Below are 13,458 nucleotides of genomic sequence, written 5' to 3' on the forward strand. Positions count from 1 at the left end.
CGAAAAATTCACGCCCCCGGCGGTGGGGGCGGCAAGATCGTGAACAGCTGCGCCAGCTCCTGCACGTCACCGGCCTTTTTCCAGCCATCCTGACCGGCGGTCCAGACGTAGGTGTCGCGCGTTAGCTCTCCGTCAGCGGCCATGCGACCCATCTTGGCTTTGGAAAACGGTCCGCTGGTTTGACCATCCACGGCGATATGCCAGACATGCTCGACCGGCGGCGGAGGCGGGGGTGTCACATGCGCCGAGGGTTGCGGGGCAGCGGGGGCGGAACTGCCCCACGGGCCGCCCGGCTGACCCGCTGCCATGTTTGACATCTGCTGCGCCATGGCCATTCCCATTCCCATGCCAAGACCCGCGCCCATGCCGCCGCCCTGACTAGGGTTGTTGGCAGCTGCCGTCATAGCCTCGGCTGCGGAATACTGGGTGAACTTGCCCAGATCGCCCGCCAACCCCATTGAGGTTCGCTTATCCAGCGCCGCCTCGACCGCTGGCGGCAATGAGATGTTCTCGATGTAAAACTCAGGCATCTCCAGCCCATAGCCATCCAGCACGGGCGAGACTTCGGCGGCGATCAGTTTACCCAGATCGGCGGTGTTGGCGGCCATGTCCAGAACCGGAATGCCCGAGCCCGCAATCACGCGGCTGAATTCCTGCACGATGATGTTGCGGATCTGAAAGCTGATCTCATCCATGGTGAATTCGCCATCTGTGCCCACAATCTCGACCATGAACTTTGCGGGGTCCTTGATCCGAACCGTATAGGTACCGAAAGCCCGAATGCGCGTGGGTCCGAACTCGGGGTCGCGCAGCATGATCGGGTTCTTGGTGCCCCATTTCAGGTCGTTGAACCGGGTCGTGTTGACGAAATAGACCTCGGACTTGAACGGAGATTGAAAGCCGTGATCCCAATGCTGCAAGGTCGTCAGGATCGGCATGTTGTTGGTCTCAAGCATATAAAGACCCGGGGTGAACACATCTGCCAGCTGCCCCTCATGCACGAAAACGGCGGCCTGACCTTCGCGCACTGTCAGCTTGGCGCCGTATTTGATCTCGTGGCCTTCACGCTCGAACCGCCAGACCATGGTGTCGCGGGTGTCGTCGACCCAGTGAATGACGTCAATGAATTCTCCGGTCAGAAAATCGAAAATGCCCATTGGGGTCTCCTTTTCTTGGGCCTAAAGCGGCTGGCCCATCAATTCACGCGCAATGATCCGCACCACGGGGCGCGCGTCTTCGGCGGACACGCCGGGTTTCAGGCGCGGATCATAAAGCATGGTCAAAAGTTTCTCGTCATGGCTGGTCAACAGCGCGAATTCGTCGTCGTCGTTGAAAATCGACGGTCGCGCCGCTGGGCTGTCATTAGACAGACCCAAACCTTGCGCGATCTCTTCATGAATGCAGCTAAGCCGGGTCAGATCCGGCAGCTCGGCCCGGATCAGCGTGACCGCGCGCACGAATTTGAAAGGCGCACTCGGGGTTTGCGAGGCAAAAACCAGACAGTCGATATTCGAACGCGGATTGGCCACCAGATCCAGCAGCGGCGCGCTGATCCCCGGCACCAGCTCTTTCAGGCGTTTGACCACATAGGCACTGTCATCCTTACCCGCAAAGAAGACATGGAAGTTGGGTTTGCGCGTCACGACCGAAATTGGATGCCCCGTCACCCGCGCCAGCCGTGTGGCAAAAGCATCGACCAGTGCCGCATCGGCCACGCGTGTGTCTGGGGCCACCGAAGGGGCAAATTCAGACTGTATGCGCACCGGGCCTGCCCAACGGCTGAGACGCCCGTCCGTTTGCGGGCTGCGGATCGTCACCGTGTGGTCGGGATATTCGCTGTAAAAGGCAATAGCCTCGAAATTGCGCGCCAGATCGTCCGCGTCATAGGGCGTATCGGGCCCGCCGCCGTCAATGCGCAGCATCCCTCGGGTCAGCAGATCGCCCTCGACCCGCTGATAGAACCGGGCCAGATCCTGACTGGCCGCTGAGGGCGGCACATAGGCATTGGCCGCAGGGAGCGCCGGTGCCGCAGGGGCTTGCGGTGCCACAGACGTGGTTAGGGCCTCGTCACAATTGGCCAGGGCCAGCAACGCAGCCAGCCCAAGAGCAGGTTTGACCAGGGCGCGTAGGGTCACGCGAATCAGCCCGGTACGGCGGTACCGGCATTGTCGCCGATCCCATCCTTGCGGGCCTTAGCGGCGGCCAGCGTGTCGCGCAACTCGGTCTCCATCTTCTGCAATTCCTGCTCGGCGGCAGCGCGTTTCGCCTTGCCCTCATCCGCGATGGCGAGGCTTTCGTTGATGGTGCCGATGAGATCGGCATTGGCCTGTTTCACAGCTTCGATGTCGAACACGCCGCGTTCCATCTCTTCGCGGATCATCTTGTTTGACTGGCGCAGATTGGCCGCGTTCGAAGTAAGCAATTCATTGGTCAGGTCGTTGGCCTCACGCACGGCCGAGGCCGCCTCGGCGCTGCGTTGGATCGTGACAGCTTGCGCCAACTGCGTTTCCCACAGCGGTACGGTGTTCACCAAGGTCGAATTGATCTTAGTCACCAGGGACTTGTCGTTTTCTTGCACCAACCGGATCGAAGGCAGGGACTGCATCGTTACCTGCCGGGTCAGTTTCAGGTCATGCACGCGGCGTTCCAGATCATCCCGTGCGGCGCGCAGGTCGCGCAATTCTTGCGCGCGCATGACCTGTTCGTCTTCCGGCGCGTCCTGGACGGCGGCCTCTTTTTCGGGGATATCATGGCTGTCCAGCTCGGTCAGCTTTTCCTCGCCTGCCGCAATGTAAAGCGCCAGCTCGTCGTAAAAGCCCAGTGTCTTTTCATAGAGTAGATCGAGGGATTTAATGTCTTTCAGCAGCGTATGTTCGTGCGCCAAAAGGTCGTCGGTGATGCGGTCGATCTGCCCCTGAACCTCTTCATACTGGGCGGTGAACTTGGCGAACGGAGCAGCTTTGCCCATCAGCTTTTCCCACCAGCTGCGTTCGCGGCGCACGTCCAACTCGCTGACGGAAAAACCTCGGATCGTGGTAACGATGTTGCGCAAACTGTCACCAGCGGGGCCCACATCCTTGTTGCGCACGTCGGCCAGCATCGCCTGGCTGATCTCTTGCAATTCCGCCTGCGCCGACGATCCGAAGGACACGATCGAGTTCGTGTTGTCCATATCGATCTCATCCATGCGGGTGCGGATTTCGGCCTTGACCGGATCGTCCGCTTCTTCCAGCGGGACAACTTCGGACTGGGGTTCGGGCAGGGTCACAGCGGTGACCTCTTGTACCAGTGTTTCGGCTTCAACCGCCTTGTTCTTAATGTCGTCGGACATGGGAAATCCTTTCTCAAAAAATCCGGCTGATCATTTCAACCGGACGCCTTCGCGCTGCAACCGTTCGCGCAGCACGTCAATTTCAACCGTCAGATCGCTGCGGTCATCCAAAAGCATCTTGCGGGTTCGAGCAGCGAAATTTTGCTCCAGATCGTCCAGCAGGGCCGTGAAATCGGCCAGCGCCTGCGCATCCCGCGTGCGGGCATAGACATCGGCAAATTTGACGGTCGCATCCCGTGCGCCTTGCAAATAGACGGTCAGATATTTGCGCGCGCCCGACAGGTCACGCGGGTCATCCTCGACCGTACGAAACAGGTCGCGGGCGGTGTCCTGAAATTGCTCGACCCGCGCCTCGATCCGGCGGTCGCCTGCGCGCTTAATGGCGTCGGTCATCTCGGTCAGGTGCTTTTCAGCATCTTCCACAACCCGCGCCACGCGATCTTGCTGGAAGGTATCGACCCCCTCCATCCCCTTGTCTTTCAGCGGGTCAAGTCCAAAGGACACCGCGTGCAGTGCTGTCGCGGCTGCTCCGAAAAGAACGGGGGCGAGTAAGCTCGCCTGAGCCGCTGCATCCACCAGTTCCGAGCGGTAGGCGGCCAGCGCTGTGCCAAGCCCAGTCAGGACGCTGGCAAAGATCTTTCGCGGAATCGCCGGACGCCGCGCTGTGCGGCGCGCGTTATAGGCGGCCTCGGCCCGCAGCCCTTCGCGCAGTAAGAAGGCAGCTCCGGTCAGGGTTGCGGCGGCGATCAACCCGACGGTCATGCCGATGGCACCATCGTTCAGGGACAAAAACACCAATGGGATGGCGGGTAGAAACAACAGATTGGCGCGCGCACCGGCAGGTTCAACCCGTGCGCCGTCGAACTGCCCGCGCGACCCGCTCTCCGACTTGGATGCGTCACCTGACGGGCTGTATTTTCCGCCAAATCTTTTGGCCATGGTCTACAGCCCCCCTAGAAGGCCGGTGCAAACACCAAATAACAGCGCCAAAAGGGCGGCATAGGCCAGTTTCTGTACTCCGGTGCCGGACATTAGAGCCCCCAATGACAATGCTCACGGAAAATTTAGGGCATGAGGGGCCTTGGCGCTAGGGGGAAGGTTGCCTAACCCGCGTCACTTGCGTGATTTCTTGCCGACCGGTGGCCTGTTTCGCTGAGGTCTGGTCGGGCGTTTGACCGGGGCTTCGGGTGCGGGATCCAGTCCAAGCTGGTCACGCATGACGCGGCGGCGAATTTCCTCGACCTCGCCCGGCTTTAGATTACCCAGCTGAAACGGGCCGTAAGACACACGCAGCAAGCGGTTCACGGCATAGCCGATATCTTCCATCGCGCGGCGGATTTCGCGGTTCTTGCCTTCGCGCAGCCCGATGGTGAGCCAGGCATTGGCGCCCTGCTGGCGGTCCAGCGAGACATCCATGGGCAGGAAGCGCTCACCGTCGATCACCAAGCCCTTGCGCAAAGGGGCAAAATCTTCGTCCTTGGGGCGACCGTTCACCCGCACGCGGTATTTGCGCAGCCAGCCAGTTGAGGGCAGTTCCAGCTTGCGCTTGATGCCGCCATCATTGGTCAGCAGCAGCAAGCCTTCGGAATTCAAGTCCAGCCGCCCGACACTCATGACGCGGGGCATGTCCTCGGGCAGGTTGTCGAAGATCGTCGCGCGACCCTTTTCATCGCGCGTTGTCGTCACCAATCCGGAGGGCTTGTGATACAGCCACAGGCGCGAGGGTTCCGGTTCGGACACCGGCTTGCCATCCACAGTGATCCGGTCCTTGCTGGTGACATTCAAGGCGGGGCCGGTGATAGCCTTGCCATTCACGGTCACACGACCGGCTTCGATCATGCGTTCAGCTTCACGGCGCGAGGCGACGCCCGCGCGGGCAAGCACTTTGGCGATCCGGTCGCCGGGAGGAGGGGTTTTGGTCATCCGCAGCCCATAGCGCATCCCGCCGGCTTGCGAAAGACAGGTTTCTGATGCAGTCAGAGGCATGACTTTCAAGTCCTTTATGAACATCGCGCTGGAACAGGCCCGCGCAGCTGCCGATCGTGGAGAGGTTCCGGTGGGCGCTGTCATCGTGCAGGGCGACCAAGTGGTGGCTGCGGCGGGCAACCGCACGCGCGAACTAAACGACCCAACGGCGCATGCCGAGATTCTGGCTCTGCGTGCGGCTTGTGCTGAGGTGGGGTCCGAGAGGCTACCCGATCATGACCTCTATGTGACGCTGGAGCCTTGCGCGATGTGCGCTGCCGCTTTGTCTGCGGCGCGTATCCGGCGCATTTACTATGGCGCGGCCGATCCGAAATCGGGCGGGGTGGCGCATGGGGCGCGGGTGTTCACGCATCCTCAGGCGCATCACGCGCCCGAGGTATACGATGGTATCGCGGGGCAAGAGGCCGCCGACTTGCTGAAGGCTTTCTTTGCCGCGCGGCGTGATCCTAAAGCGTGATAGGTTTCATCACCTCGGGTTCGATCACATCGACGCCGAGCAGTCCTTCAATCAGCGTCTGGGCAGATTGTTCCAGGATCGGGAAGGTCTTGTAGTGGCAGGGAATCACGGTTTTGAAGTTGAAATACCGCTGCGCGGCATAAGCAGCGCCTTTCATATCCATAGTGAAATGCCCACCCGCTGACAGGATCCCAATATCGGGTTCGTAATAATCGCCCATCCAGTCCATATCGGCCATGATGTCCGTGTCCCCCGACACATAGAGCATGTGACCATCGCCCGCGATCATGAATCCAACTTTGCTGCCACCCGTACGCAGGCCGTCGGGAGTGGAAAAGGTCGAGCTGTGTGAGGCCGGAACCATCGACACCATCACGCCGTTCAGGTTGACCGTGCCACCTTTGTTGAAGCCAACGGTCTCGATCTCTTCAGCTTCGCTCCAATACCCCATCAGATCGTATTGGCCGACTACCGGAATCTTGAGGCGCTTTGCCAGCGAGACAACATCAACCACATGGTCGAAATGCGTATGCGTAAGAAGGATATGTGTCGCACCATCCAGCGCCGCGTCGTGCTGGTCTTCGGGCAGAACCGGATTACCGGTCAGCCACGGGTCGATCAACAGCACTTGTCCTCCGGTTTCGATGCGGAAACTGCCGTGGCCCAGCCAAATGATATTCATGAATAATTCCTCCCAATCAGACTGTTGGCTTTACCCTAGCATCGGCTATGTAAAATTCTATGGACTGGTTTCAGGAAATTGACAGCTATTGCGAGCGCTTGTCGCCCGCCTATTGGGCCGAGCCCATAAACGCCGTGACCAACGCTGCCTTTCTGATTGCCGCTTTCATCATGTGGCGTCGGGTGCGTGGGCAGGGGATGGCGCTGGCAATGGTGCTGGTGGCGATTTTGGCGGCGATCGGCGTGGGTAGCTATCTGTTTCACACTCATGCGCAGGTCTGGGCCGCCATGGCTGACGTGCTGCCGATCGTGCTGTATATCCTGGTCTATATCTTTGCCATCAACCGTGATGTCTGGCAGATGCGACCGCTTATTGCCGGAGCCGTAACCGCGCTGTTTATTCCCTACGCTGCCGCGACGGTGCCGCTGTTTCAACTGATACCGGGACTGGGCGCGTCATCAGCCTATGCACCGGTCCCCTTACTGATTCTGATCTATGCCTATCTGCTGCGCCATCGCGCCCCCGGCACGGCCAAGGGGCTAGCCATCGGCGCAGCCATCCTGATCGCCTCGATCACGTTCCGCGCACTGGATGAACCGATCTGCGGCCACCTGCCGTTGGGCACACATTTCATGTGGCATATCCTGAACGCCACCATGCTGGGCTGGATGATCGAGGTCTATCGCAGGCACATGACCCGCATGGCTTAACCCCGAAAGGCGTCGGCAAGGTCAGCGGGCAGGTCGAATTCGTCCAATACCCGCGCGCGACCCTCAGCCGACATCTTGCGGGCAGTCTTTTCGACGATGCTTTGGATTTTCTCGGCAGAGTGCTTTGCGGCAAAGGGTGCGAAATACCACTTGAGGAAGACGAAACAGATCACATCTTCCAACGCCTGAACTTCGGCATCGCGCTTGATGCCTTGTTTGCGCAGCATCCGCCGGGCCGCGTCGATGTCGCCAGCGCCATATTCACTCAGCTCCATCAGACCGGCCACCACCTCGGCATGATGCTCCGCCTGTGCCTTGCGCCAGGTCAGATAACCCGTGCGCCCCTCGGGATATTCGCTGCGCGCCAGTTTCCACCGCTCGACATGCTGTCCACGCGCGGCGATCTGCAACGGGTCTGATGCGTCAGGGAACAGCCGGTCCAGCTCGGCGCTCATCCGCTGGCCATAAAGCAATGCGGCCGGCTGACCGTCTTCAAGGGTGGGGTCTTGGGTATTGGCCGCGTCGATTGCGTCCAGAACGGCTTGCTTGCGGGTGGTCATCGGAGGCTCCGTCGGATGAGACATCTTTCGAGCATCGTAACGCGTCATCACGCTAAGCGCAGCACATGATTGTAAAAACCCGGGTCGGGAGGAGGAGTTCCCGACCCGGACGAAGGGGTCATATCATTTACCGATCTTCGTTTTGTCTTGCGAGACAGGCTCTGCGACCGTTTCGGGGAAGTTTAGGTCGCGAGTCAGGCTGTCCATGGTCGGCCCGAATGCCTGTGCTTGGGCGGCCAGAACGGTCGAGGCCAGTACAAGGGCGGTCATGAACGTTTTCATCGTCTTTCTCCGATATAGCGTTTCCGTGTAAATGAAATGAACAGTACAGTTTAGTTTTTCAAGGGCAAAAATGAACTAATTGGTTTACTTTTATGCAAGACAGCTATGCGGAATTGATGGCGCAAGGGCGCCGTCTGGGCCGGGACAGGGGAAAACAGGCCTCTGCCGCTCTTGCGACCGGGGCATCAGACGGGTAAATGCCCCCTAACGCACAAGAGGTTTTCCGATGTCGATTGACCAAAGCACCGCCGCCAAGGTGGCCAAACTGGCCCGGATCAAGGTCGAGGATGACGCGCTGCCCGCGCTGGCGTCCGAGTTCAACACCATCCTTGGGTTCATCGAGCAACTGAACGAAGTGGATGTCGAAGGCGTCGAGCCCATGGTCTCGGTCGAGCCGATGCGCCTGAAACGGCGCGAGGATGTGGTCACCGACGGAAACCAGCAGGACAAGGTTCTGGCCAACGCCCCCGACGCGCGCGAGGGCTTTTTCGCAGTCCCCAAAGTGGTGGAGTAAGACATGAGCGATCTGAACAAACTGGGCCTGGCCGAGGCCCGCGATGCGCTGCGCAAGGGTGATGTGACCTCGGTCGAGCTGACCGAATCTTGCCTGAAAGCCATTGATGACGCCGACGCGCTGAACGCTTTTGTCCACAAAACGCCCGAGATTGCGCTGGAGCGCGCCAAGGCCGCGGACGCACGCATCAAGGAAGGCGACGCGCCATCCATGTGTGGTCTGCCGATCGGCATCAAGGATCTGTTCTGCACCAAGGGCGTGCCCTCGCAGGCGGCCTCGAAGATTCTGGAAGGCTTCAAGCCGGAATACGAATCCACTGTGTCTCAGCAACTGGCCGATGCCGGTGCCGTGATGCTGGGCAAGCTGAACATGGACGAATTCGCCATGGGCTCGTCCAACGAAACCTCGGTCTACGGAAACGCGGTCAGCCCGTGGCGGCGCGGCAATGACGACGCGCAACTGACACCTGGCGGCTCGTCGGGAGGTTCGGCGTCTGCTGTGGCTGCCGACCTTTGTCTGGCGGCAACCGGCACCGATACCGGCGGCTCGATCCGTCAGCCTGCCGCTTTTGTTGGCATCACCGGCATCAAACCCACATATGGCCGCTGCTCGCGCTGGGGCATCGTGGCCTTTGCCTCCTCGCTGGATCAGGCCGGTCCGATGACCAAGAACGTGCGCGATGCGGCGATCATGCTGGAAACCATGTGTGGCCATGACGCCAAGGATTCCACCAGCGCCGAGCTGGCCGTACCCAACTTCGAAGCGATGCTGACCGGCGATATCAAAGGTAAAAAGATCGGTATTCCGAAAGAATACCGCATGGATGGTATGCCTGCCGAGATCGAAAAGCTTTGGGCCGATGGCGCCGCGATGCTGAAAGACGCGGGCGCCGAGATCGTCGATATCTCGCTGCCGCACACCAAATACGCGCTGCCAGCCTATTACGTGATTGCTCCGGCCGAGGCGTCCTCGAACCTCGCCCGTTATGACGGTGTCCGCTATGGCCGCCGCGCGCATCTGGCGCAAGGCGATGGCATCACCGAGATGTACGAGAAAACCCGCGCCGAGGGTTTTGGCCACGAGGTACAGCGCCGCGTGATGATCGGCACTTATGTGCTGTCGGCTGGTTTCTACGACGCCTATTACAACCGCGCACGTCGTGTTCGCACCCTGATCAAGAAAGACTTTGAAGACGTCTTCGCCGCAGGTGTCGATGCGATCTTGACCCCAGCCACCCCTTCGGCCTCGTTTGGTCTTGGCGAGATGACCGAGGCCGATCCGGTCCAGATGTATCTGAACGACGTCTTCACCGTCACCGTGAATCTCGCCGGTCTTCCGGGTGTTTCAGTCCCCGCCGGACTGGATGCGCAAGGGTTGCCGCTGGGTCTGCAACTGATCGGTCGCCCTTGGGAAGAGGGTGATCTGCTTAATACGGCCTACGCGCTGGAAAACGCGGCAGGCTTTGTGGCCAAGCCGGGCAAATGGTGGTAGGTCTGGGCCAAGGCAAGACATCGCAACACGGAGCAGCAGGATGCGCATCACGCTTCTGATCCCCGCACTCGGGCTCGTAACCGCCTGCAATACGGTGGCCCCCATTCAGGGCGCCGGGTTCAACACACCCTCCTATCAAGCACAGCGCGAGGCCGCGCTGACGGGGCAGGGATATACGGGCAACCCGCTGACCGGTCCCGTAGATGTGTCTGAACAGGCTCTGGGAGCACCGGGCTCCGCGCTGCCCCCGACAGGTGAAAATGCCGACTTGGCCTCGGCCACGGCGGCAGCCTTGGCCAGCACGTCCAATGCGCAGCCAGCGGGCGGCTTTGATCCGGCCACGACGGCCCCGGTTCAAACCGCGATCCCAAGCAACAACACCATCTCTGACGAACAGGATTTCGCCGCTGTATCCGACCGACGCACGATCGAATCGGACGCGGCCCGGATCGAGCAAAACCGCCAGACCTACGAAGTGGTCGCCCCTACCGCGGTCCCGCAGCGTGGCACCGACGGACAGCCTAATATCGTCCAATATGCGCTGAATACATCCAACCCGGTCGGAACACAGCTCTACAGCCGGGCGGGGTTCAACCTGCAAGCCAAAGCGCAGCGCAACTGCGCCAAGTTCCCCTCGGCGGATCAAGCGCAGATCGAGTTCTTGGCCAACGGCGGCCCGCAACGCGACCGCAAGGGTCTGGACCCGGATGGGGATGGCTATGCATGCAGCTGGGACCCAAGCCCGTTCCGCAGTGCCGTCGCAAACTGAGCTGAGCCCGATCTGGCACCCGTCGCCCAACTTTGGTCCGCGACGGGATAGCCTGAAACCCAGCCTGATCGTCCTGCACTATACAGCGATGAGCAGCGCGCAAGCCGCGCTGACCCGCCTGTGCGATCCGCAATACGAGGTCTCGGCCCACTACCTGATCGGCGCAGACGGAACGCTCTGGCACATGGTGCAGGAAACAGACCGTGCGTGGCATGCGGGCGCGGGGGAGTGGATGGGGCAAAGCGACATAAACTCGCGCTCCATTGGGATCGAATTGGATAATCGCGGCGATCACCCCTTTTCCGATCCGCTGATGACTTCGCTTGAGGCCCTGTTACCTGCCATCATGACCCGCTGGAATATCCCCGAAACCGGCATTATTGGTCATTCCGACATGGCTCCGGGCCGCAAAATCGACCCCGGCCCTCGGTTCGACTGGCTAAGGTTGGAACGCCAGGCGCTTGCCGCCAGCCGCGGCAGCAGCGCACCCCCGCAAGACACCTCGCCGGCGTCCTTTCGCGCCTGCGCGCAAGCGGCCGGATACACCGCCGACGCGGATTACAAAACTCTCCTGTCAACAATCCGCCTCAGATACCGCCCCTGGGCGACCGGACCCCTGACCGCCGAAGACTTCATTCCCTTGATGCCGCCTGCCGTTAGCGCATGATCCGCCCTTCATCTGGCCAAAAATATCCCGGGGTTGAATTGGCCGCAGGCCAAGAAGGGGCTGGCCCCTTCTACCTACCGATCAACTCTTGACGCCGCTGGGCCCAACGCCTAACCCATCCCACGCGCGGAGGGCCGGATGGCCGCTGGGGTCCAAGGGCCCGAGAGGAAAGTCCGGACTCCACAAGACAACGGTGCCGGGTAACGCCCGGGCGGGGCAACCCGACGGAAAGCGCCACAGAAATCAGACCGCCACATGCGTGTGGTAAGGGTGAAACGGTGGGGTAAGAGCCCACCGCGCCGCTGGCAACAGGGGCGGCACGGCAAGCCCCACCGGGAGCAATGCCAAATAGGGTCCCCGCGCGGGCCGGTCGGCGTCCGCCGATACCGCCGCTAGGCCTGTCTTGGCCCAGAGGGACCGGGTTGGCAGCTTGAGCCGCGCAGCAATGCACGGCCTAGAGGAATGGTCATCGAAGGGGGCAACCCCGGAACAAGATCCGGCTTACAGGCCTTCCGCGCATATTCCGCTCTAAGCAAGCGGCAAGACCCCACGCCCGATCACCCAGATACCGGCGACGATCAGCGCAACCCCGGTTGCCGGGACCAACCACCGCGCCTGGGGAAGTAGTTTCTCCAACCCGACATAAAGCGCGATACCGGCGATCCAATAGAGGTTCATCACGCCGCCAACGAACAGCAGCAGCATCAACGCCCAGCAACACCCCAGACAGTAAAGCCCATGCAACACGCCGACCCGAAACGCGCCATAGAGGCCTGGGCGGTTGTGGTCGGCCAGAAACCGCGCCGGACTGCGGCAATGGCGCAGACAGGCCGTCTTGAGGCTGGAAAGCTGATAGAGACCAGCGGCCAGCAAAACAGTACCTGCAAAGACCTCGGACCGGATCGTCATCATCGGCCCGTCCGACAGGCCGATCTGCTCCAACCCCCATTGGCTGCCGGTTGCGAGCATACTGAAGGCGGCCCATGCGACGAGATACCCACTTAGAAACAAAAGGCTCAGCCGGGTTGAGCGCGCCTGCTCAGATCCCATTCGTTTGATCGCCGTATACAGCAGCACCGTTGGTGCCGCGCTGGGTGTCATCATGGCAACCATCATGACCCACCACATCAGGAAGATCAGAATGCCATAGCTTAGGGACCAATGAACCTCGCCGCCCATTTGCATCGGAGTGCCGATCGGTCCGGCCATCGCGGTCATATCAACCGCTGTCATGTTCATGCCGATGCCCGCAACCGTATACCAACAGGCAAACAGCACGATCATCAGAACGCAGAACAGCACGATACTGCCGTCACGACGCAGCACTTGCTCGACCACCCCAGGCGTGGGTGCAGATGGATTGGGTTTCATCTAAGCGCCCAGAACGCCATGGCCCGAGATATTCAGATGCGCCAGATGGGCATGGGTCGCATCAAAGCTCAGGCTGATCTCACCCCCATGGGTGGTGGTCGTGCCCGAGGCTGATTCTGCGTGTCGGTATTCGAACCCGTTGGGCAGCTGGATCGCCGCACGGTGCGGTTGACCTGAAACGATATGGGGGATCGGCCTGACATTCAGGTCGAAAATACCTTTCACCTTAGCATAGCCTGTGCGGTCCTCACGCGACCAGTCCAGTTCGATGGGCAGATACAGCGTCTCATGTTTGGTCGGTGCCATGGCGCTGTAAACATACCAGAAGGTCGCCATTTCGTCCGTGTCTTGACCGGTCATGATGGCTTGTAAAGCCGCACGTTGCGCGTCGCTGGCGCTTTCGTCGATGATCAACTGCATCTGACCGTTGCCTTCGTGAATCGGGCCGGGCCAGTAGTACACGCCAGCGGCGCGGACCCCGGCAAGGTCAGTGTCGCCGTAATGGCCGGACTCAATGTCATAGACGACAACAGCTTCACAGTTGCCATGGGTGGGAAGAACGCTGAACTGGCACGGGCAGCCGAAATTGCAGTTGCAATTGGCCAGCTCTTCAGCCTGAATTGTCCATTCTGTCATGA

At 60.6% G+C, this 13,458-nt stretch carries 16 protein-coding genes and 1 other RNA gene; 7 read left to right on the forward strand and 10 right to left on the reverse strand.

The features are described 5' to 3' along the window. Positions 1–8: 8 nt before the first annotated feature. The 5 genes from GOV79_RS00830 to GOV79_RS00850 form a co-directional block, all read right to left on the reverse strand. Positions 9–1,157, reverse strand: coding sequence for an SPFH domain-containing protein (locus tag GOV79_RS00830; protein WP_170788234.1), 1,149 nt, complete (start codon positions 1,155–1,157; stop codon positions 9–11). Positions 1,158–1,178: 21 nt separating this feature from the next. Next, positions 1,179–2,141 (reverse strand): DUF2927 domain-containing protein, encoded by a 963-nt coding sequence (locus GOV79_RS00835; RefSeq protein WP_408015510.1) that lies wholly within the window; start codon positions 2,139–2,141, stop codon positions 1,179–1,181. Continuing rightward, a complete protein-coding gene (locus GOV79_RS00840; protein WP_170788235.1) occupies positions 2,141–3,331 on the reverse strand; it encodes a toxic anion resistance protein in 1,191 nt (396 codons plus the stop codon). The genes GOV79_RS00835 and GOV79_RS00840 overlap by 1 nt, the downstream gene beginning before the upstream one ends. 30 nt (positions 3,332–3,361) lie before the next feature. Continuing rightward, the gene (locus GOV79_RS00845) at positions 3,362–4,270 is read right to left on the reverse strand and encodes a 5-bromo-4-chloroindolyl phosphate hydrolysis family protein (RefSeq protein ID WP_170788236.1); all 909 of its coding nucleotides are present in this window, start codon (positions 4,268–4,270) and stop codon (positions 3,362–3,364) included. A 174-nt stretch (positions 4,271–4,444) separates the two neighbouring features. Continuing rightward, positions 4,445–5,317 (reverse strand): pseudouridine synthase, encoded by an 873-nt coding sequence (locus tag GOV79_RS00850; RefSeq protein ID WP_170788238.1) that lies wholly within the window; start codon positions 5,315–5,317, stop codon positions 4,445–4,447. Between GOV79_RS00850 and GOV79_RS00855 the strand changes: the two genes are divergently transcribed. Further along, on the forward strand, positions 5,316–5,774 hold the full coding sequence (locus tag GOV79_RS00855; RefSeq protein WP_170788239.1) for a nucleoside deaminase: 459 nt from the start codon (positions 5,316–5,318) through the stop codon (positions 5,772–5,774). The genes GOV79_RS00850 and GOV79_RS00855 overlap by 2 nt on opposite strands. On the opposite strand, the gene GOV79_RS00860 is transcribed toward GOV79_RS00855, so the two are convergent. Next, positions 5,764–6,456: a metal-dependent hydrolase gene (locus tag GOV79_RS00860; RefSeq protein ID WP_170788240.1), complete on the reverse strand. Its 693-nt coding sequence runs from the start codon at positions 6,454–6,456 to the stop codon at positions 5,764–5,766. The genes GOV79_RS00855 and GOV79_RS00860 overlap by 11 nt on opposite strands. Positions 6,457–6,515: 59 nt before the next feature. On the opposite strand from GOV79_RS00860, the gene GOV79_RS00865 reads away from it, so the two are divergent. Beyond that, positions 6,516–7,166: a ceramidase domain-containing protein gene (locus GOV79_RS00865; protein WP_170788241.1), complete on the forward strand. Its 651-nt coding sequence runs from the start codon at positions 6,516–6,518 to the stop codon at positions 7,164–7,166. Here GOV79_RS00865 and GOV79_RS00870 read toward each other — a convergent pair. Beyond that, the gene (locus GOV79_RS00870; protein WP_170788243.1) at positions 7,163–7,726 is read right to left on the reverse strand and encodes a DUF4202 domain-containing protein; all 564 of its coding nucleotides are present in this window, start codon (positions 7,724–7,726) and stop codon (positions 7,163–7,165) included. The two genes, GOV79_RS00865 and GOV79_RS00870, sit on opposite strands and share 4 nt — an antisense overlap. A gap of 123 nt (positions 7,727–7,849) precedes the next feature. After that, positions 7,850–8,008 (reverse strand): hypothetical protein, encoded by a 159-nt coding sequence (locus GOV79_RS00875; RefSeq protein ID WP_170788244.1) that lies wholly within the window; start codon positions 8,006–8,008, stop codon positions 7,850–7,852. 226 nt (positions 8,009–8,234) lie between these two features. Here GOV79_RS00875 and gatC point away from each other — a divergent pair, with 226 nt between their 5' ends. The 5 genes from gatC to rnpB all read left to right on the forward strand — a co-directional run bounded on the left by gatC (position 8,235) and on the right by rnpB (position 11,969). Further along, entirely contained in the window at positions 8,235–8,522 is a 288-nt protein-coding gene (gene gatC, locus GOV79_RS00880; RefSeq protein ID WP_170325838.1) for an Asp-tRNA(Asn)/Glu-tRNA(Gln) amidotransferase subunit GatC, read from the forward strand. Between the two features lie 3 nt (positions 8,523–8,525). Beyond that, positions 8,526–10,013, forward strand: a complete 1,488-nt coding sequence (gatA, locus tag GOV79_RS00885) for an Asp-tRNA(Asn)/Glu-tRNA(Gln) amidotransferase subunit GatA (RefSeq protein WP_170788245.1) — start codon at positions 8,526–8,528, stop codon at positions 10,011–10,013. A gap of 40 nt (positions 10,014–10,053) precedes the next feature. Then, positions 10,054–10,782 carry a hypothetical protein gene (locus GOV79_RS00890; RefSeq protein WP_170788246.1) on the forward strand — a complete coding sequence of 243 codons (729 nt, stop codon included), beginning with the start codon at positions 10,054–10,056 and terminating at the stop codon, positions 10,780–10,782. Beyond that, positions 10,733–11,449 carry an N-acetylmuramoyl-L-alanine amidase gene (locus tag GOV79_RS00895; RefSeq protein WP_170788247.1) on the forward strand — a complete coding sequence of 239 codons (717 nt, stop codon included), beginning with the start codon at positions 10,733–10,735 and terminating at the stop codon, positions 11,447–11,449. Before GOV79_RS00890 ends, GOV79_RS00895 begins: the two co-directional genes overlap by 50 nt. Before the next feature lie 126 nt (positions 11,450–11,575). Beyond that, positions 11,576–11,969, forward strand: an RNA gene (rnpB, locus tag GOV79_RS00900) — RNase P RNA component class A. 8 nt (positions 11,970–11,977) lie between these two features. Here rnpB and GOV79_RS00905 read toward each other — a convergent pair. Next, positions 11,978–12,820 carry a DUF2182 domain-containing protein gene (locus GOV79_RS00905; protein ID WP_170788248.1) on the reverse strand — a complete coding sequence of 281 codons (843 nt, stop codon included), beginning with the start codon at positions 12,818–12,820 and terminating at the stop codon, positions 11,978–11,980. Beyond that, positions 12,821–13,456: a DUF1326 domain-containing protein gene (locus GOV79_RS00910; RefSeq protein WP_170769119.1), complete on the reverse strand. Its 636-nt coding sequence runs from the start codon at positions 13,454–13,456 to the stop codon at positions 12,821–12,823. Between the last annotated feature and the right edge of the window lie 2 nt (positions 13,457–13,458).

This window comes from Ruegeria lacuscaerulensis, assembly GCF_013034745.1.
In the GTDB taxonomy this organism is placed as follows: Bacteria; Pseudomonadota; Alphaproteobacteria; order Rhodobacterales; family Rhodobacteraceae; genus Ruegeria; species Ruegeria lacuscaerulensis_B.